Annotated in this window: 16 protein-coding genes; 12 read left to right on the forward strand and 4 right to left on the reverse strand. The window is 60.2% G+C overall.

Annotated elements, in window-relative coordinates; genetic code table 11:
• The coding region (locus CSQ93_RS27490) for an integrase core domain-containing protein (RefSeq protein ID WP_158301392.1) at nucleotides 1-175 on the forward strand (175 nt) is incomplete at its 5' end.
• Nucleotides 176-220: 45 nt separating this feature from the next.
• Here the strand turns inward: CSQ93_RS27490 and acnA are convergent.
• The 4 genes from acnA to CSQ93_RS27510 all read right to left on the reverse strand — a co-directional run bounded on the left by acnA (nucleotide 221) and on the right by CSQ93_RS27510 (nucleotide 5,697).
• The gene (acnA, locus tag CSQ93_RS27495; protein WP_099380767.1) at nucleotides 221-2,941 is read right to left on the reverse strand and encodes an aconitate hydratase AcnA; all 2,721 of its coding nucleotides are present in this window, start codon (nucleotides 2,939-2,941) and stop codon (nucleotides 221-223) included.
• An 88-nt stretch (nucleotides 2,942-3,029) separates the two neighbouring features.
• Entirely contained in the window at nucleotides 3,030-3,584 is a 555-nt protein-coding gene (locus CSQ93_RS27500; protein WP_099380768.1) for a hypothetical protein, read from the reverse strand.
• A 13-nt stretch (nucleotides 3,585-3,597) separates the two neighbouring features.
• Nucleotides 3,598-4,596, reverse strand: a complete 999-nt coding sequence (locus tag CSQ93_RS27505) for an HpcH/HpaI aldolase/citrate lyase family protein (protein WP_099380769.1) — start codon at nucleotides 4,594-4,596, stop codon at nucleotides 3,598-3,600.
• A gap of 111 nt (nucleotides 4,597-4,707) precedes the next feature.
• Nucleotides 4,708-5,697, reverse strand: coding sequence for a malate dehydrogenase (locus CSQ93_RS27510; protein ID WP_034789110.1), 990 nt, complete (start codon nucleotides 5,695-5,697; stop codon nucleotides 4,708-4,710).
• A gap of 305 nt (nucleotides 5,698-6,002) precedes the next feature.
• Between CSQ93_RS27510 and CSQ93_RS27515 the strand changes: the two genes are divergently transcribed.
• From CSQ93_RS27515 to CSQ93_RS27565, 11 genes are all read left to right on the forward strand, one after another.
• Nucleotides 6,003-6,896: a GntR family transcriptional regulator gene (locus CSQ93_RS27515; protein WP_099380770.1), complete on the forward strand. Its 894-nt coding sequence runs from the start codon at nucleotides 6,003-6,005 to the stop codon at nucleotides 6,894-6,896.
• 306 nt (nucleotides 6,897-7,202) lie between these two features.
• Nucleotides 7,203-7,625, forward strand: a complete 423-nt coding sequence (gene sdhC / locus CSQ93_RS27520; RefSeq protein WP_034752080.1) for a succinate dehydrogenase, cytochrome b556 subunit — start codon at nucleotides 7,203-7,205, stop codon at nucleotides 7,623-7,625.
• Between the two features lie 2 nt (nucleotides 7,626-7,627).
• Entirely contained in the window at nucleotides 7,628-7,993 is a 366-nt protein-coding gene (gene sdhD / locus CSQ93_RS27525) for a succinate dehydrogenase, hydrophobic membrane anchor protein (protein ID WP_034752078.1), read from the forward strand.
• A 2-nt stretch (nucleotides 7,994-7,995) separates the two neighbouring features.
• Complete coding sequence (gene sdhA / locus CSQ93_RS27530) at nucleotides 7,996-9,777, forward strand: succinate dehydrogenase flavoprotein subunit (RefSeq protein WP_035820761.1); 1,782 nt, start codon at nucleotides 7,996-7,998, stop codon at nucleotides 9,775-9,777.
• 9 nt (nucleotides 9,778-9,786) lie between these two features.
• The gene (locus CSQ93_RS27535) at nucleotides 9,787-10,497 is read left to right on the forward strand and encodes a succinate dehydrogenase iron-sulfur subunit (RefSeq protein WP_034752075.1); all 711 of its coding nucleotides are present in this window, start codon (nucleotides 9,787-9,789) and stop codon (nucleotides 10,495-10,497) included.
• A gap of 117 nt (nucleotides 10,498-10,614) precedes the next feature.
• A complete protein-coding gene (locus tag CSQ93_RS27540; RefSeq protein WP_034752073.1) occupies nucleotides 10,615-10,896 on the forward strand; it encodes an FAD assembly factor SdhE in 282 nt (93 codons plus the stop codon).
• A 121-nt stretch (nucleotides 10,897-11,017) separates the two neighbouring features.
• Nucleotides 11,018-12,319: a citrate synthase gene (gene gltA / locus CSQ93_RS27545; RefSeq protein ID WP_035820759.1), complete on the forward strand. Its 1,302-nt coding sequence runs from the start codon at nucleotides 11,018-11,020 to the stop codon at nucleotides 12,317-12,319.
• A 98-nt stretch (nucleotides 12,320-12,417) separates the two neighbouring features.
• Nucleotides 12,418-12,759 (forward strand): winged helix-turn-helix transcriptional regulator, encoded by a 342-nt coding sequence (locus CSQ93_RS27550; protein WP_099380771.1) that lies wholly within the window; start codon nucleotides 12,418-12,420, stop codon nucleotides 12,757-12,759.
• Nucleotides 12,760-12,984: 225 nt separating this feature from the next.
• Nucleotides 12,985-13,527: an NAD(P)H-dependent oxidoreductase gene (locus tag CSQ93_RS27555; protein WP_099380772.1), complete on the forward strand. Its 543-nt coding sequence runs from the start codon at nucleotides 12,985-12,987 to the stop codon at nucleotides 13,525-13,527.
• 218 nt (nucleotides 13,528-13,745) lie between these two features.
• On the forward strand, nucleotides 13,746-14,720 hold the full coding sequence (locus CSQ93_RS27560) for a LysR family transcriptional regulator (RefSeq protein WP_099380773.1): 975 nt from the start codon (nucleotides 13,746-13,748) through the stop codon (nucleotides 14,718-14,720).
• 257 nt (nucleotides 14,721-14,977) lie between these two features.
• Nucleotides 14,978-17,830 (forward strand): 2-oxoglutarate dehydrogenase E1 component, encoded by a 2,853-nt coding sequence (locus tag CSQ93_RS27565; RefSeq protein ID WP_034789088.1) that lies wholly within the window; start codon nucleotides 14,978-14,980, stop codon nucleotides 17,828-17,830.
• Nucleotides 17,831-17,881 lie beyond the last annotated feature (51 nt).

The following is a 17,881-nucleotide window of genomic DNA, read 5'->3' on the forward strand; positions in this document are numbered from 1 at the left end:
CGAACGTATCAACGGCATTCTGAAAGGCGAGTTCCTGCTGAATCGACCTGCGGACCTGAAACAGGCGAGCAAAATGGTGGCGCAATCGGTGCGGATCTATAACCAGGAACGGCCGCATACGGCCCTGAAATACAAAACGCCCGATGCGGTGCATCGGGCGTTTCTACAGCAATAAATACTGTCAACCTATTTTAGGACTGGACACTCACAGCTGGGCTGATTACTCGGCCAGCAATTGACGCAGGACGAATGGCAGGATGCCGCCATGCTTGTAGTAATCGACTTCGATCGGCGTATCGATGCGCAGCAGGACTTTGACTTCCTGGCTGCTGCCATCGGCGCGGTGGATCACCAGGGTGGCCAGTTGCTGTGGCTTGATTTCGCCTTCGAGGCCTTTCAGGTCGAAGGTTTCCTTGCCGGTGATGCCCAGGGTTTGTACGCTGTCGTCGCCGATGAATTGCAGCGGCAACACGCCCATGCCCACCAGATTCGAGCGGTGAATACGCTCGAACGAACGGGTGATCACGGCTTTCACGCCCAGCAGTTGCGTACCTTTTGCTGCCCAGTCGCGCGACGAGCCCGTACCGTACTCTTCGCCGCCGAAGACCATGGTTGGCGTGCCTTCAGCAACATATTTCATCGCTGCGTCGTAGATCGACATTTCTTCGCCGGAAGGCTGGTGGATCGTGATGCCGCCTTCGACCGCCGAACCGTCTGCCTTGGCAGGGATCATGCGGTTTTTGATACGCACGTTGGCGAACGTGCCGCGCATCATGATTTCATGGTTACCGCGACGCGAGCCGTAGGAGTTGAAGTCCGCTTTCAGGACGCCGTTTTCCTTCAGCCATTTGCCTGCAGGACCGTTTTCCTGGATCGAGCCGGCTGGCGAGATGTGGTCGGTGGTGATGGAATCGCCGAACACGCCCAGTGCGCGCGCGCCTTCGATACCGGTGGCCACTGCCGCTGGCGTCATCGAGAAATTGTCGAAGAACGGTGGTTCCGCGATATAGGTCGATTTTGGCCAGTTGTAGACTTGACCGGAGACGGTCGTGACTTTTTCCCACAGCTTGCCTGGTGCGCCCTTGACGTCGGCGTAGTTGTCCTTGAATACCTTGGCATTCATGGCGAACTTCATCATGGCCGAGACTTCAGCCGAGGTCGGCCAGATGTCGCCCAGGTAGATGTCCTTGCCGCCCTTGCCCTTGCCGACAGGTTCCGTCATCAGGTCGCGCGTCATGTTGCCGGCGATGGCGTAAGCGACGACCAGCGGTGGCGAAGCGAGGAAGTTCGAGCGGATGTTCGGGTGAATACGCGCTTCGAAGTTACGGTTACCCGACAGCACGGCCGACGCGACGATGTCGTGCGTGGCGATCGCTGCGTTCAGCTCAGGCGTCAGGTCGCCCGCGTTGCCGATACAGGTGGTGCAGCCGTAGGCGGTGACGCCGAAGCCCAGTTTTTCCAGGTAGGGCAGCAGACCGGCAGCGGTCAGGTACTCGGTCACGACGCGCGAGCCAGGGGCCAGCGAGGTCTTGATGTGTGGCGCGACTTTCAGGCCGGCTTCCACGGCTTTCTTGGCCAGCAGGCCGGCAGCCAGCATCACGCTCGGGTTCGAGGTGTTGGTGCACGAGGTGATCGCAGCGATCAGTACGTCGCCGTTCGACACTTTCACGTTGTTGGTGGTCTCGTACACGGCGTTCAGATCGGCCGGGTTCTTGTTGAAGCCGTTCTCCGAGGTTGGCTTGGCGAACAGTTCGGCGAAGTTCGCTTTCACATTGCCGATTTCGATACGGTCTTGCGGGCGTTTCGGGCCGGCCAGCGACGGAGCAACCGATGCCAGGTCCAGTTCCACCACGCGGGTGTAGTCGATGTCGCCGGCTTTTGGCACGCCGAACAGGTTTTGCGCCTTGAAGTAGCCTTCGAACGCGGCGATTTCAGCCTTGCTGCGGCCGGTGCCCTTGAAGTAATCGATGGTCGCTTCGTCGACCGGGAAGAAGCCCATGGTCGCGCCGTATTCCGGTGCCATGTTGGCGATCGTCGCGCGGTCGGTCAGGGTCAAGGACTCGGTGCCTTCGCCGAAGAATTCGACGAACTTGCCGACGACTTTTTCTTTGCGCAGCAATTCGGTGATGGTCAGTACCAGATCGGTGGCGGTGCAGCCTTCGCGCAATGCGCCCGACAGGTTCACGCCGATGACGTCTGGCGTCAGGAAGTAGACCGGTTGGCCCAGCATGCCGGCTTCCGCCTCGATGCCGCCCACGCCCCAGCCGACCACGCCGATGCCGTTGATCATGGTGGTGTGCGAGTCGGTGCCGACCAGGGTGTCAGGGTAGTACACGTCGCCGGCTTTCTTGCCGGAGTGGTGCACGCCGCGCGCCAGGTATTCCAGGTTGACCTGGTGGACGATGCCGAAGCCTGGTGGCACGACGCCGAAGGTGTCGAAGGCTTGCATGCCCCATTTCATGAACTGGTAACGCTCGTTGTTGCGCGAGAATTCCAGTTTCATGTTCAGGTCCAGCGCTTTCTTTTCGCGGTAGTGATCGATGGTGACCGAGTGGTCGACCACCAGATCGACCGGTACCAGCGGTTCGATCTTCTTGGCGTTGATGCCCATCTTGGCGGCCACGTTGCGCATCGCTGCCAGGTCGGCCAGCAGTGGCACGCCGGTGAAATCCTGCAGCACGACGCGCGCCACTACGAACGGGATCTCGTCGGTGCGCTCGGCGGTCGGGCCCCAGCTCGCCAATTGCTTGACGTGTTCTTCGGTGACTTTTTTGCCGTCGCAGTTGCGCAATACCGATTCGAGCACGATACGAATCGACACTGGCAGGCGGGAGACATTGATGCCCAGGCTTTTTTCCAGCGCAGGCAGGGAGTACAGCTTGCCCTTCTTGCTATCCGAAATATTAAAGTCCTTGAGCGTGTTCAGAGTGTTGCGGGACATGACCTCTCCTTGTTGGGTATCGTCTATTTATTGATTATTCAAATTACAAAACATGACTGAGCCCCCGAAGAGGCCCTTGCTGCTCACATCAGCCGCCGGTCGCCGGCAGCACGCCCAGCGATGGCGCGGCTTCCACCGCTGCCGCCGGCTTGGCTTGTTCCGCATCCTTGCATTCATTGGCCAACTGGCGGCCCTGCTTGGAATCGAGCAGCATGCCTTTGGCCGGGATGCCGATCCAGACGAGACCGTACAGACGGTTCTCGAAGCGGTTGGCGCCGGTGGTGGTACCAACGCGGCTCAGGCGGTGCAGGCGCTTCTTCCAGCGCAGGGCGATGTGTTTGTCGTCAGTCGCATTGGTGTAGATGGTAATTTTATTACCAAGTTCACAATTGAAATCGGTGGAGGCCGAGCCTGCGGTGTCCGGTTCGTCGGATTCTTCCTTGTCGGCGACTGACATGGCGAGCGGATGGGCTTCCTTGGCGGCTGCCTTGGCTTTGGTGGTCTTGGCCTTTGGCTTGGCTTTGGCAGCCTTCACTGCCTTGGGATTTACCTCTGCCGTGGCGGCGAAGCTGGCTGGCGCCAGCGTGAGGGTCATGGCGCCCAGCGCGACGCTGCAGGCAATGGCTAATTTGGAGAGGGACATCGTGTAATTCCTGTCAGTTTTCAGTGGTGCTGGAAGAGGGGGTGTTGAGTAATGCAGCGGCCGCCTCGGGCAGGCCGAGGCCTGCCAGTTTGGCGCGTTGCAAAACGGTCCAATAATATCGGTAGCTGGCGCGGTCGTGCAAGCGGCCATTTTGCGCAATCGGTCCCCAGTTGGCGCGCAGCGCTTCATTGAGGATATTGCTGGCCTCGTTGACTTCGGACAGGCGCGGCGTGAAGGCCTTGATGATGGGCTTGATCTGGTCCGGGTGGATGCTCCACATGCGCGTGTAGCCGAACTCGGCTGTCGCGCGCTGGGCGTCATTCGCCACCACGGCCGAATCGCGCACGTCCGTCGTCACGTTATGCGAGGGCACCTTGCCGTGCGCATGGCAGGCGGCCGCCACTTCCAGCTTGGCGCGCACCACCAGCGGGTGCGTGAACTGGCCCGGCGTGCGCATGGCGGCGGCGGGAATGGCGCCGTAGTGGGCCGAGACGAAATCCATGATGCCGAAGGACAGGCATTCGACCTGGGGCAGGGCGGCGATCGCGTAGGCGTCGCGCAGCGCGCCATGCGTCTCGATCAGGATGTGCACGGGCAGGTTGTCGCGGCCGGCGCGGCGCGCGTGCAGGTTGATCAGGTCGATGGCCAGCATGGCATCCTGCACGCCTGCCACCTTGGGCACGGCGATGTAGGCCAGGCGGGAGGCGGCACTGCAGATGATTTCCACGTCGCGCGCGAAAAACGGGCTGTCGACGTCGTGCACGCGTACGCCGATACGGTTGAACTGGTTGTCGTCGCTGGCCAGCAGGCCGGCGATCATCAGGGCGTGGGCTTCTTCATTGCCGGCGCTGGCGCCATCTTCGCAGTCGAACGTGATGTCGAACAGGGGGCCAAGCTCTTGTTGCAAAGCAATCGATTTACGCATCAGCTTTTCAGAGCCGGCGTAGTGGTCGCAAGCGGCGAGCAACAGCGGCTGGCGTTTGCCTTGGAATAAAACCTCGGAAGGGTGCATGCTTAAGGCATTTCTGCAGGTAAAAACTACTTGGGAAAACAGCCGCGCCGCGACATGCGCGGGGCGGCCTTCTTTGGCGGGCGGCGCATTGCCGCGCCGCCAAAACTGGACTTAGGCCAGCAGGTGTTTCACGCCTTCGCGCTCTTCGGTCAGTTCTTTCAGGGTCAGGTTGATGCGCTCTTGCGAGAATGCATCGATTTCCAGACCTTGAACGATGGTGTATTCACCGTTGTCGGTGGTGACCGGGAAGCCGAACACGGTGCCTTCAGGGATGCCATACGAGCCATCCGAAGGAACGCCCATGGTGGTCCACTTGCCAGCCGTGCCCAGCATCCAGTCATGGATGTGGTCGATGGCGGCGTTCGCTGCCGACGCTGCCGACGACAGGCCGCGCGCTTCGATGATGGCCGCGCCGCGCTTGCCGACGGTTGGCAGGAAGGTGTTGGCGTTCCATTCCTGGTCGTTGATCAGGTCTTTCACAGCCTTGCCGTTGACGGTGGCGAAGCGGTAGTCGGCGTACATCGTTGGCGAGTGGTTGCCCCACACGGTCAGCTTCTCGATGTCTTTCACGGCGGTGCCGGTCTTGGCAGCGACTTGCGACAGCGCGCGGTTGTGGTCCAGGCGCAGCATGGCGGTGAAGTTTTTCGCTGGCAGCGATGGCGCCGATTTCATGGCGATGTAGGCGTTGGTGTTGGCAGGGTTGCCGACCACCAGTACTTTGACATTGCGCGAAGCGACGGCGTCGAGCGCCTTGCCTTGCACCGTGAAGATCTGGGCGTTCGCTTCCAGCAGGTCCTTGCGTTCCATGCCTGGGCCGCGTGGACGCGCGCCAACCAGTACGGCCACGTCGACATCCTTGAAGGCGGTCAGCGGATCGGAGTGAGCGGTCATTTCCGTCAGCAGCGGGAAGGCGCAGTCGTCGATTTCCATCATCACGCCCTTGAGCGCCTTCTGGGCTTTTTCGTCCGGGATTTCAAGCAGTTGCAAGATGACAGGCTGGTCTTTGCCGAGCATGTCGCCATTGGCGATGCGGAACAACAGGGCGTAGCCGATCTGGCCGGCGGCGCCGGTCACTGCAACACGCATTGGGGTTTTAGCCATGATGAATCTCCAAAAATGGGAAAGAAAACGGGCTTGAAGCTGGGCTTACGCTTATCCGGAAAAACTATAATGATACCAAAACCGGCACGCGCCACCGAATTGCTGGTGTACGCTGCCGTCACGCTTGTGCTGCACGAGGCCAGAGTGGCTGGCCGACAACATAAAACGCTGGCTCACAAGTTTTATCGAGGGCAGTTTAGGCCCCCGATCTGTATCTGTCAATCATATCTTATGTCTTATATAAGACAGATAACTACGAGTCTTTTACTGGACGCGGGCAGTGATTTGTGTTGAAATGTCGGACTATGAATTCCGCCTCGTCCAATCTGACCAACAATGCCACTGCTGCAAGCGGGGCGGTCAGTCCGACCGCGGGCACCCCGGCCACGCCCGTTGCCGCAGCGGCCAGCACCGCCGCCACCCCTGTCGCCAGCGTCAATACCACTGCCTCCACCGCCGTGGCCGCGCCTGCCGCAACTGCCTCGCCCACCTTCAGTCCCCTGTACCAGCAGATCAAGGCGCTCATCACGCAGAGCCTGCAATCGGGCGAATGGAAACCGGGCGAGCTGATTCCCAGCGAAGTCGAACTGGCAGGACGCTTCAAGGTCAGCCAGGGCACGGTGCGCAAGGCCATCGATGAACTGGCCGCCGAGAATCTCGTCATGCGCCGCCAGGGCAAGGGCACCTTCGTTTCCACCCACCATGAGGCGCGCGCGCATTTCCGCTTCCTGCGCCTGGTGCCGGACGAAGGCGTGCCGCATTATCCTGAAAGCAAGTTTATTGAAGTCAAGCGCGTGCGCGCGCCGGCCGACGTGGCGCGCCTGATGGACCTGAAGTCCGGCGACGCCGTCATCTTCATCAAGCGGGTGCAGTATTTCGACGGCGTGCCGACCATCGTCGAGGAGCTGTGGCTGCCTGGCCTGATCTTCAAGGGCCTGACGGCCGAGCGGCTGGTGGAATACAAGGGCCCCATGTACGGCCTGTTCGAAACGGAATTTGGCACGCGCATGATACGCGCGTCCGAGCAGATCCGCGCCGTGTGCGCGGACGCGGGCGCTGCCCAATTGTTAAATATCGACCTCGGCACGCCCTTGCTCAGTTCCGAGCGCGTGTCGTTTACCTACGGCGACAAGCCGGTCGAACTGCGCCGGGGCCTGTACCTGACCAGTCGTCATCATTATCAGAATGAACTCAGCTGAAGCGGCGGGGCACCCTTGGGTGCCCGAACAAGCAGCAAGGCTGAAGTGCATCGCTTGCAAGATGCCTGCCGCAAGGCGGGCAACGGAGACAACGGAAAGCGCAGCGACAGCATGGCCCGCCCCGGCGGGCCGTGTTTTGCCGGCGATTCTGTAATTAAATTACGTGAACTACGGAAAGTAGCGCGGTATTTTGTAGTAAAAAACCATTTTGGTTATATGTAACAATAGATATTGGTATGGGTTGCGAAAATCGGCGAAAATCGCGGCTTCAATATTTAGTTGAAATTCAAAGGGGAGGTTTTTGTTATGTCTGAAGCCGTAAGAGAAGTACCAAAAAAAGAACGGCCGCAATTCCGTAACATTCATGTTACCGAATTGTCGAACTACCGCATGGCTGTCGGCGCCATCGTCTCGATCCTGCATCGCATCAGCGGTTTCATCATTTTCGCCTTGCTGCCATGCATACTGTACATGCTGGAACTGAGCCTGCGTTCCGAAATGTCCTACGCCTACTTCCAGGGCATCGCCTCGCACTGGTTCGTCAAGCTGATCACCCTGGGTCTGGTCTGGGCCTTCCTGCACCACTTCTGCGCCGGTATCCGTCACCTGTTCATGGATGTGCACGTTGCCATCGAAAAAGATTCGGCACGCAAGACCGCTTCGTCCGTGCTGGTCGTGAGCCTGGTGTTGACGGCTCTGGTCGCTTTGAAACTGTTTGGAGTATTTTAAACATGGCAGACAATAATATCGGACCGAAACGCCTCGTCGTCGGAGCCCATTACGGCTTGCGCGATTGGCTGGCGCAACGCGTTACCGCCATCGTCATGGTGGCCTATGTGGCCATCCTGCTTATTTCTTTCCTGACCGGCAGCAACTTCAGCTATGAAGGCTGGGCTGGTCTGTTCGCACAGCAGTGGTTTAAATTGTTCAGCCTGGTGACCTTCGTCGCCCTGTTCTACCACGCATGGGTCGGCGTACGCGACATCTGGATGGACTACGTGAAAAGCGCTGGCCTCCGTCTGACCCTGCAAATTGCCACCATGCTGTGGTTGATCGCTTGTGCCGGCTGGACGGTACAGATACTCTGGAGTGTGTAATCGTGGCAGCATATAAATCTGCAATCCCTACCCGCCGCTTTGATGCGGTCATCGTTGGCGCCGGCGGTTCCGGCATGCGCGCGTCGTTGCAACTGGCTGAAGCCGGTCTGAACGTCGCTGTTTTGTCGAAAGTTTTCCCGACCCGCTCGCACACCGTGGCGGCGCAGGGCGGTATCGGCGCGTCGCTCGGCAACATGGCCGAAGACAACTGGTTCTGGCACATGTTCGACACCGTCAAGGGTGGCGACTATCTGGGCGACCAGGATGCCATCGAATTCATGTGCCGCGAAGCACCAAAGGTCGTGTACGAACTGGAACACTTCGGCATGCCATTCGACCGCAACCCTGACGGCACCATCTATCAGCGTCCATTCGGCGGCCACACGGCCCACTTCGGCGAAAAGCCGGTGCAGCGCGCTTGCGCGGCAGCCGACCGTACCGGTCACGCCCTGTTGCACACCCTGTACCAGCGCAACGTGCGTGCGCGTACGCACTTCTTCGTCGAATGGATGGCACTCGACCTGATCCGTGACGCCGAAGGCGACGTGATCGGTGTTGTAGCGCTGGAAATGGAAACCGGCGAATGCATGATCCTGGAAGCAAAAACGACGGTCATGGCAACGGGCGGCGCAGGCCGCATCTTCGCCGCGTCGACGAATGCTTTCATCAACACGGGTGACGGCATGGGCATGGCGGCACGCGCCGGCTTGCCGCTGCAAGACATGGAATTCTGGCAGTTCCACCCGACCGGCGTGGCCGGCGCGGGCGTATTGATCACCGAAGGCGTGCGCGGCGAAGGCGGCATCCTGATCAATAGCGAAGGCGAACGCTTCATGGAGCGCTATGCGCCGACCCTGAAGGATCTGGCGCCGCGCGACTTCGTCTCGCGTTCGATGGACCAGGAAATCAAGGAAGGCCGTGGCTGCGGTCCGAACAAGGACCACGTGATGCTGGACCTGCGCCATATCGGCGCCGACACCATCGCCAAGCGCCTGCCGTCGATCCTGGAAATCGGCCACAAGTTCGCCAACGTCGACGCCACCAAGGAACCGATTCCTGTCGTGCCGACGATTCACTACCAGATGGGCGGCATCCCGACGAACATCCATGGCCAGGTCGTCACCCCGACCGGTCCGGATAATTCGGCCAAGGTTGTCAACGGCCTGTACGCGATCGGCGAATGCGCCTGCGTGTCCGTGCACGGCGCCAACCGCCTGGGTACGAACTCGCTGCTCGACCTGGTGGTCTTCGGCCGCGCGGCCGGCAACCACATCGTCAACAGCGGCCTGAAAGCCAAGGAAAACAAGCCTTTGCCAGCCGACGCTGCCGAATTCGCCATGGGCCGCCTGGCGCGCCTGGAAAATTCGACCGGCACGGAAACCGTGCAGGGTGTGGCGAACGACATCCGCGCAACGATGCAGAAGTACTGTGGCGTGTTCCGTACCGACGAGATGCTGAACAAGGGCGTCGAAGAAATCATGAAGCTCGACGAGCGCCGCAAGCACGTCTCCTTCAAGGATAAATCGATGGTCTTCAACACGGCCCGCGTGGAAGCGCTGGAACTGGACAACCTGATCGAAACGGCGAAAGCGACCATCGTTTCGGCAGCCGCCCGCAAGGAATCGCGCGGCGCCCACGCCCAGGACGACCATCCGCAACGTGACGACGACAACTGGATGAAGCACACTCTGTGGTATTCGGAAGGCAACCGACTGGAATACAAGCCAGTCGTGACCAAGCCGCTGACGGTTGATACCTTCAAACCGAAACCACGTACTTTCTAAGGCTATACCATGGCACGCACTCTTAAATTCAAAATCTACCGCTACGATCCTGACCAGGATGCCAAGCCGTACATGCAAGACCTGACGGTCGAACTGAAAGACACCGACAAGATGCTGCTCGACGCACTGCAGCGCATCAAGGCGGACGTCGATGACTCGCTGGCCCTGCGCCGCTCGTGCCGCGAAGGCGTGTGCGGTTCGGACGCGATGAACATCAACGGCAAGAACGGCCTGGCATGCACCACCAACCTGAACGAACTGTCGGAGCCTATCGTGCTGCGTCCGTTGCCAGGCTTGCCAGTCATCCGCGACCTGATCGTCGACATGACGCAATTTTTCAAGCAATACGATTCGATCAAGCCTTTCCTGATCAACGATTCGATCCCGCCTGAAAAAGAACGCCTGCAGTCGCCGGAACAGCGCGAAGAACTCGATGGCCTATACGAGTGCATCCTGTGCGCATGCTGCTCCACGTCGTGCCCGTCGTTCTGGTGGAATCCGGACAAATTCGTCGGCCCGGCTGGCCTGCTGCAAGCCTACCGCTTCATCGCCGATTCGCGCGACGAAGCCACCGGCGCGCGTCTGGACAACCTGGAAGACCCGTACCGCCTGTTCCGCTGCCATTCGATCATGAACTGCGTCGACGTCTGCCCGAAAGGGTTGAACCCGAACAAGGCGATCGGCAAGATCAAGGAATTGATGGTCCGCCGCGCGATCTGATCCTCCTGATCGCGTCCGCCGGGCGCCGTTTGCGGGAAGAGGGTATCCTCTCTTGCCTGCAGGCGGCGCCTGCAAAGCAGCACCGTGCCGCAAGGCACACGTAAAGTGGTAAACCAAATGACAGAATCAATTTTGTCCTCGCATCAGGCCGACCCGGCCAACCGCGCCCGCCTGCGCTGGCGTTCACGCCGTGGCCTGCTGGAAAACGACATTATCCTGACCCGTTTTCTCGATGCGTATGAAACCGAATTGACCGATGAAGAAGTTGACGCGCTGACGCGTTTGCTGGATTTATCGGACAATGCGTTAATGGATCTGGTACTGGCCCGTAAAGAGCCGGAAGGCGAAGTCGATCTGCCGCATGTGCGCGCACTGCTGCAACGACTGCGCATTGCCTAGACGCCTGGGCGATATATTGCAAACGGTGCGAGTGGCGCGCTGTAGCACTGCCGAGTGCGGTGCGAATTGCAGCCAGAATTTTTGATTTTAATTTCGACTCACTCCCGAGAAGGAAGAGCCCATGAATATCTCTGACACAAAAGCTACCCTGTCGTTCTCCGATGGCAGCCCATCGCTTGAATTTCCAATCTACAAAGGCACGGTTGGCCCGGACGTCATCGACATCCGCAAACTGTACGCCGGTAGCGGCAAGTTCACCTACGACCCAGGCTTTATGTCGACGGCCGCCTGCAACTCGTCGATCACCTACATCGACGGCGACAAGGGCGAGCTGCTGTACCGCGGTTACCCGATCGAACAGTTGGCCGTCAACGCCGACTTCATGGAATCGTGCTACCTGCTGCTGAACGGCGAATTGCCGAACGCGGCGCAAAAAGCCAAGTTCGTCGACACCGTCACCAAGCACACGATGGTGCACGAACAGATGCAATTCTTCTTCCGTGGCTTCCGCCGCGACGCGCATCCGATGTCGGTCCTGGTGGGCACCGTCGGCGCGCTGGCATCGTTCTACCATGATTCGCTGGACATCAACGACCCGCGTCACCGCGAAGTGTCGGCCATCCGCCTGATCGCCAAGATGCCAACCCTGGTCGCCATGACCTACAAGTACTCGGTCGGCCAGCCGTTCGTGTACCCACGCAACGACCTGTCGTACAGCGCCAACTTCATGCACATGATGTTCGCCAACCCGTGCGAAGAGTACAAGGTCAACGACGTGCTGGTGCGCGCACTGGACCGCATCCTGATCCTGCACGCGGATCACGAGCAAAATGCATCGACCTCGACCGTCCGTCTGGCCGGTTCGTCGGGCGCCAACCCGTTCGCCTGTATCGCTGCCGGTATCGCCTGCCTGTGGGGCCCTGCCCACGGCGGCGCCAACGAAGCGGCACTGAACATGCTGAAAGAAATCGGCACCGTCGAGAACATCCCTGCCTTCATCGAGCAAGTCAAGGACAAGAACTCCGGCGTCAAGCTGATGGGCTTTGGCCACCGCGTGTACAAGAACTTCGATCCACGCGCCAAGCTGATGCGTGAAACCTGCTACGAAGTGCTGCAAGAACTGGGTCTGCAAGACGACCCGCTGTTCAAGCTGGCGATGGAACTGGAAAAGATTGCACTGAACGACGAATACTTCGTTTCGCGCAAACTCTACCCGAACGTCGACTTCTACTCGGGCATCGTGCAATCGGCGCTGGGCATCCCTGTGTCGCTGTTCACCGGTATCTTCGCTATGGCCCGTACGATCGGCTGGATCGCCCAGTGGAACGAAATGATCGCCGACCCAGAGCAAAAAATCGGCCGTCCGCGCCAGCTGTTCGTCGGTTCGACCACGCGCGAAGTACTGCCACTGGACAAGCGTTAATCCAGAGCGGTATCGAGCAAACAAAAAACGGGCTTCGGCCCGTTTTTTTATGCCGGGCTGTTATGCTCGGACCCTGGTTCAACAGGAAGTACAACGCGATGAATGAAGAAACCTGCGCCCCCGGCGGCGTGGCCCTGGGCGATACGGCATTTGGCTACACCTTGTCGCTGATCGGCGGCAAATACAAGATGCTGATCCTGTATGCGCTGGCGGAAAACACCGTGCTGCGGCATAACGAACTCAAGCGCCATCTCGGCGGCATTGCTTTCAAGACCCTCAGCGTCGTCCTGAAGGAGCTGGAAGCCGATGCGCTGATCATCCGCAAGGAATATCCCCAAGTGCCGCCCAAGGTGGAATATTCGCTCTCCAGCAAGGGCGCCTCGCTGATCCCCGTGCTCCACACCTTGTGCGAGTGGGGCGAACGGCACCAGCCAGCCTGATCCGGATACGCATGGCAAAGCGCTATTCTACGGGCAAGTAACTTACTTTTTATAGGGTATGATCAGTTAATGTGCGTACTTGTGAAAAGTACTCGCCATCGCTATGCTGTTTTTGCCTCTGCAGGCGCGCGGCCACATGCTGCGCGCCACGGGGCAGGGTGCCGGCTTGCCTGCTTTTTTGTGAGCGCGGGGCCGGTGCGTCCATTTCATTTTCAGGAAAGCAGCATGATGAAAACCCTCGTTATCGTCTTCCATCCTTCGATTGACACGTCGGTCGCCAACAAGCGCTGGCTGCAGGAGCTGGCACAGTATCCCGACCGCTACACCATCCACGACGTGCATCGGGCCTACCCCGACGGCGTCATCGACGTGGCGCGCGAGCAGGCGCTGGTGGAGGCGCACGCCCATGTGGTCCTGCAATTCCCCGTGTACTGGTTCAACTGCCCGCCCTTGCTGAAGCGGTGGCTCGATGAGGTGCTGGCGTATGGCTGGGCCTACGGTACGGGCGGCGATGCCTTCAAAGGGAGAAAAGTGGCGCTGGCCGTCACGGCAGGCATCCGCCAGGAAGACTTCACGCCGGAAGGCAAGTGGAATGTCACCCTGGCGCAGTTGCTGGCGCCGTTCGATGTCACCCTGGCGTATATCGGCGCCGACAACCGCCGCTTCTTTGCCTTCTATGGCGCGGAAGACGGGCCGAAGGAAACGGGCTATGCCGAGCGGCTGGCGCGCAGCGCGCAAGCGTATGAGTGCTTCCTGGCTGCGTTGTAGGGACGGCCTGCATCGTGTCAGTTCAAGGCCGCTGGCCGGTCGTGGTGATGGTGTGCGCTAACTGCGCGGCATCGGAAAGGTTGCCCGGGTACGCGAGGGGCGGGCGGCGCGTGCAAACATATTATTTGTCGTCGCATGGATCCTTTCGACCCGGCACGGCAAATAGGGTAGATTGCAAGCCTTAGTTGCATGAATCGGACGAATCAAGGGAGTACTGCATGGACCGCATCACCGCCGCACAAGTATTTGTCGCCATCGCCGAGCGTGGCAGCATGGTGGCCGCCAGCGACGCGCTCGACATGTCGCGCGCCATGGTGACGCGCTACCTGGCCGAGATGGAGCAGTGGGCGGGGGCGCGCCTGTTGCATCGCACCACGCGCCGTTTGAGCCTGACGGATGCGGGCGAGGCCACGCTCGCGCGCTGCCGGCAGATGCTGGAAGTGGCTGGCGCCATGGCCATCACCTCGTCCGAGGGTCTCGACACGCCACACGGCTTGCTGCGCATCACGTGCTCGCAATCGCTGGCGCAGACGGCACTGGCCGGCGCAGTAACCGCTTACCTGCGGCGCTACCCGCGCGCCGCCGTCGACCTGCAGATGGAAAACCGCGCCGTCAACCTGGTGGAGCAGCGCATCGACCTGGCGATCCGCATCACCAACGCGCTCGAACCGAACCTGATCGCGCGCCAGCTGGCCAGCTGCGCTTCGGTGGTGTGCGCCGCACCATCGTACCTGGCGGCGCACGGCACGCCGCGCCGGGCGGAAGACCTGGCCCTGCACAACTGCCTGACGTACACGTATTTTGGCAAGAGCCTGTGGCAGTTCACGCATGACGGGGAAGCGCTTACTGTCCCCGTCAGCGGCCGCCTGTCGGCGAATGAGTCGCTGGTCCTGCTGGTGGCCACGGTGGCGGGGGCGGGCATCGCCATGCAGCCGCGCTATTCGGCCGCGCCGCTGATCGCCAGCGGCCAGCTGGTGGAGCTGCTGCCCGCTTATGTGCCGCAGGACATGGGCATCTACGGGATATACACCTCGCGCCAGCACATGTCACCGCTGCTGCGCACCATGCTCGACTTCCTGGTGGAGTGGTTTGCCGGCGATGCCGAGTGGCTGGCGGCCATCGCGGCGGCGCCGTTGCCGGGCAGACCAGTTGGGCGCAAGCGGCATGCCGGCAGGGCCGCCGATGTGTTGTAATCATAACAGTGACAGGCTTGCAAGCCCGGGAAAATCAGCAACACAGCTTACATTTGCTTGCCAAATAAAATTCAACTAGCCGTTGTTGCGTTACAATACCGCGTGCTATTCTAAATGACGGTATGCAGAATGCTGGTGCAATAAAAAAGCCCTTCCCCACAACTTGATGTGCAATCCGCTAACCGGTCAGGCCGTGTCGCGGAAGGTTAGATTAACCCGCTAATTCCTCGCGAAACGCGAAGAAAGGTGAGCAATATATGCAGCAATTAACGACCAACTCCTACCTGTTCGGTGGGAATGCTCCGTACGTGGAAGACCTGTACGAGGCGTATCTGAACAACCCAGGCTCGGTACCCGATAACTGGCGCTCCTACTTCGACGCGATGCAGCACGTGCCTGCCGTCGATGGCACCAACAAGCCTGACGTGGCGCATGCCTCCGTCGTCGCCTCGTTCGCCGAACGCGCAAAAGCTGGTCCGATCCGCACAGTAACCGCTTCCTTCGATGCTGAAATGGGCCGCAAGCGCGTCGCCGCCACGCAGCTGATCGCCGCTTACCGCTACCTCGGTTCGCACTGGGCCAACCTGGATCCGCTGCAGCGCCAGGAACGTCCGATGATCCCGGAACTGGAGCCAAGCTTCTACGGTTTCACCGACGCGGACATGGACACCGTGTTCAACATCAGCAATACCTATTTTGGCCCCGAGACCGCCACCCTGCGCGATCTGCTGAACTATCTGCGCGATACCTACACGCGTTCGATCGGCGCCGAATTCATGTACATCTCCGACCCGGCCGAAAAGCGCTGGCTGCAAGAGAAACTGGAAGCGATCCGCTCCACCCCGAATTTCACCCCAGAGAAAAAAATCCACATCCTCGACCGCCTGACCGCGGCTGAAGGCCTGGAACGCTATCTGCACACCCGCTACGTGGGCCAGAAGCGCTTCTCCCTGGAAGGCGGCGAAACCTTCATCGCCTCGATGGATGAAACCATCCAGCGCGCCGGCGAAAAGGGCGTGCAGGAAATCGTCATCGGCATGGCCCACCGCGGCCGTCTGAACGTGCTGGTGAACACCCTGGGCAAGGCGCCGCAGGAACTGTTCGAAGAATTCGAAGGCAAGCATGGCGACGACCTGCCTGCCGGCGACGTGAAGTACCATCAAGGCTTCTCGTCGGACATCTCCACCGCAGGCGGCCCGGTCCACCTGTCGCTGGCGTTCAACCCGTCGCACTTGGAAATCGTCAACCCTGTGGTCGAAGGTTCCGTCAAGGCCCGCATGGATCGCCGCGGCGACGCGCAGGGCGCGCAAGTGCTGCCTATCCTGGTGCACGGCGATGCCGCTTTCGCCGGCCAGGGCGTGGTCATGGAAACGCTGAATCTGGCGCAAACCCGTGGCTACCATACCGGCGGCACGGTGCATATCGTGATCAACAACCAGATCGGTTTCACCACTTCGGATCCGCGCGATGCCCGCTCGACCCTGTACTGCTCGGACGTCGTGAAGATGATCGAAGCACCGGTCCTGCACATCAACGCCGATGATCCTGAAGCCGTGGTGCTGGCGACGCAGATCGCGCTCGACTACCGCATGGAATTCAAGAAGGACATCGTCCTCGACATCATCTGCTACCGCAAGCTTGGCCACAACGAGCAAGATACGCCGGCACTGACGCAGCCACTGATGTACAAGAAGATCGGCCAGCACCCAGGCACCCGCAAACTGTACGCGGACAAACTGGTAGCACAAGGCGTGATCCCTGCCGATGGCGGCGACAAGATGGTGGCCGCCTTCCGCGACGCCATGGACGCCGGCAAGCACACCGTCGATCCGGTCATCTCGAACTTCAAGAACAAGTACGCCGTCGACTGGCTGCCGTTCCTGAACAAGAAATGGACCGATTCGGCCGACACCGCCGTGCCGATGACGGAACTGAAACGCCTGGCCACCCGCATCACCACCGTGCCGGAAGACTTCAAGGTCCACTCGCTGGTTGAAAAAGTACTGGGCGACCGCGGCACCATGGGCCGTGGCGAAATGAACCTGGACTGGGGCATGGGCGAACACCTGGCCTACGCATCGCTGGTATCGTCCGGCTACGCCATCCGCCTGACGGGCCAGGACGCCGGCCGCGGCACCTTCGTGCACCGCCACGCCGTCTTGCACGATCAAAACCGCGAGCGTTGGGATGCAGGTACCTACATTCCGCTGCAAAACGTGTCGGACAACCAGGCGCCGTTCACCGTCATCGACTCGGTGCTGTCCGAAGAAGCCGTACTGGCCTTCGAATACGGCTACTCGACCGCTGAACCGAACACCCTGACGATCTGGGAAGCCCAGTTCGGCGACTTCGCCAACGGCGCGCAAGTGGTGATCGACCAATTCATCAGCTCCGGCGAAGTGAAGTGGGGCCGCGCTTCGGGCCTGGTCATGATGCTGCCGCACGGTTACGAAGGCCAGGGTCCTGAGCACTCGTCCGCGCGTCCAGAGCGTTTCCTGCAGCTGTGCGCAGACAACAACATGCAAGTGGTGCAGCCGACGACGGCTTCGCAGATCTTCCATTTGCTGCGCCGCCAGATGGTGCGTCAGTTCCGCAAGCCGCTGGTCATCCTGACGCCGAAGTCGCTGTTGCGCAACAAGGATGCCGGTTCGCCGCTGACCGACCTGGCCAAGGGTGGTTTCCAGACCGTCATCGGCGAAGTCGACGACAAAATCGACGCCAAGAAAGTCAAGCGCGTGGTCGCCTGCTCGGGCAAGGTCTACTACGACCTGGTCAACGCACGCAAGACCCGTGGCCAGACCGACACGGCCATCGTGCGCCTGGAACAGCTGTATCCGTTCCCGCACAAGTCGTTCGCTGCTGAACTGAAGAAGTTCCCGAACCTGGTCGAAGTCGTCTGGGCGCAGGACGAGCCGCAAAACCAGGGCGCCTGGTTCCAGATCCAGCACAACATCTTCGAAGGCCTGGAATCGGGTCAGCGTCTGGCTTACGCCGGCCGTCCTGCTTCGGCGTCGCCTGCTGTCGGTTACTATGACAAGCACTACGCCCAGCAAAAAGATCTGCTGGAAACGGCATTCTCGAAGCTGAAGGGTTTTATCCTGACCAAGTAAGTGGCAGGATGAGGGGCGCCATGCACATGCATGGCGCTTGCTTGCATACAT

This window comes from Janthinobacterium sp. BJB426, from assembly GCF_002735705.1.
Lineage (GTDB): Bacteria > Pseudomonadota > Gammaproteobacteria > Burkholderiales > Burkholderiaceae_D > Janthinobacterium.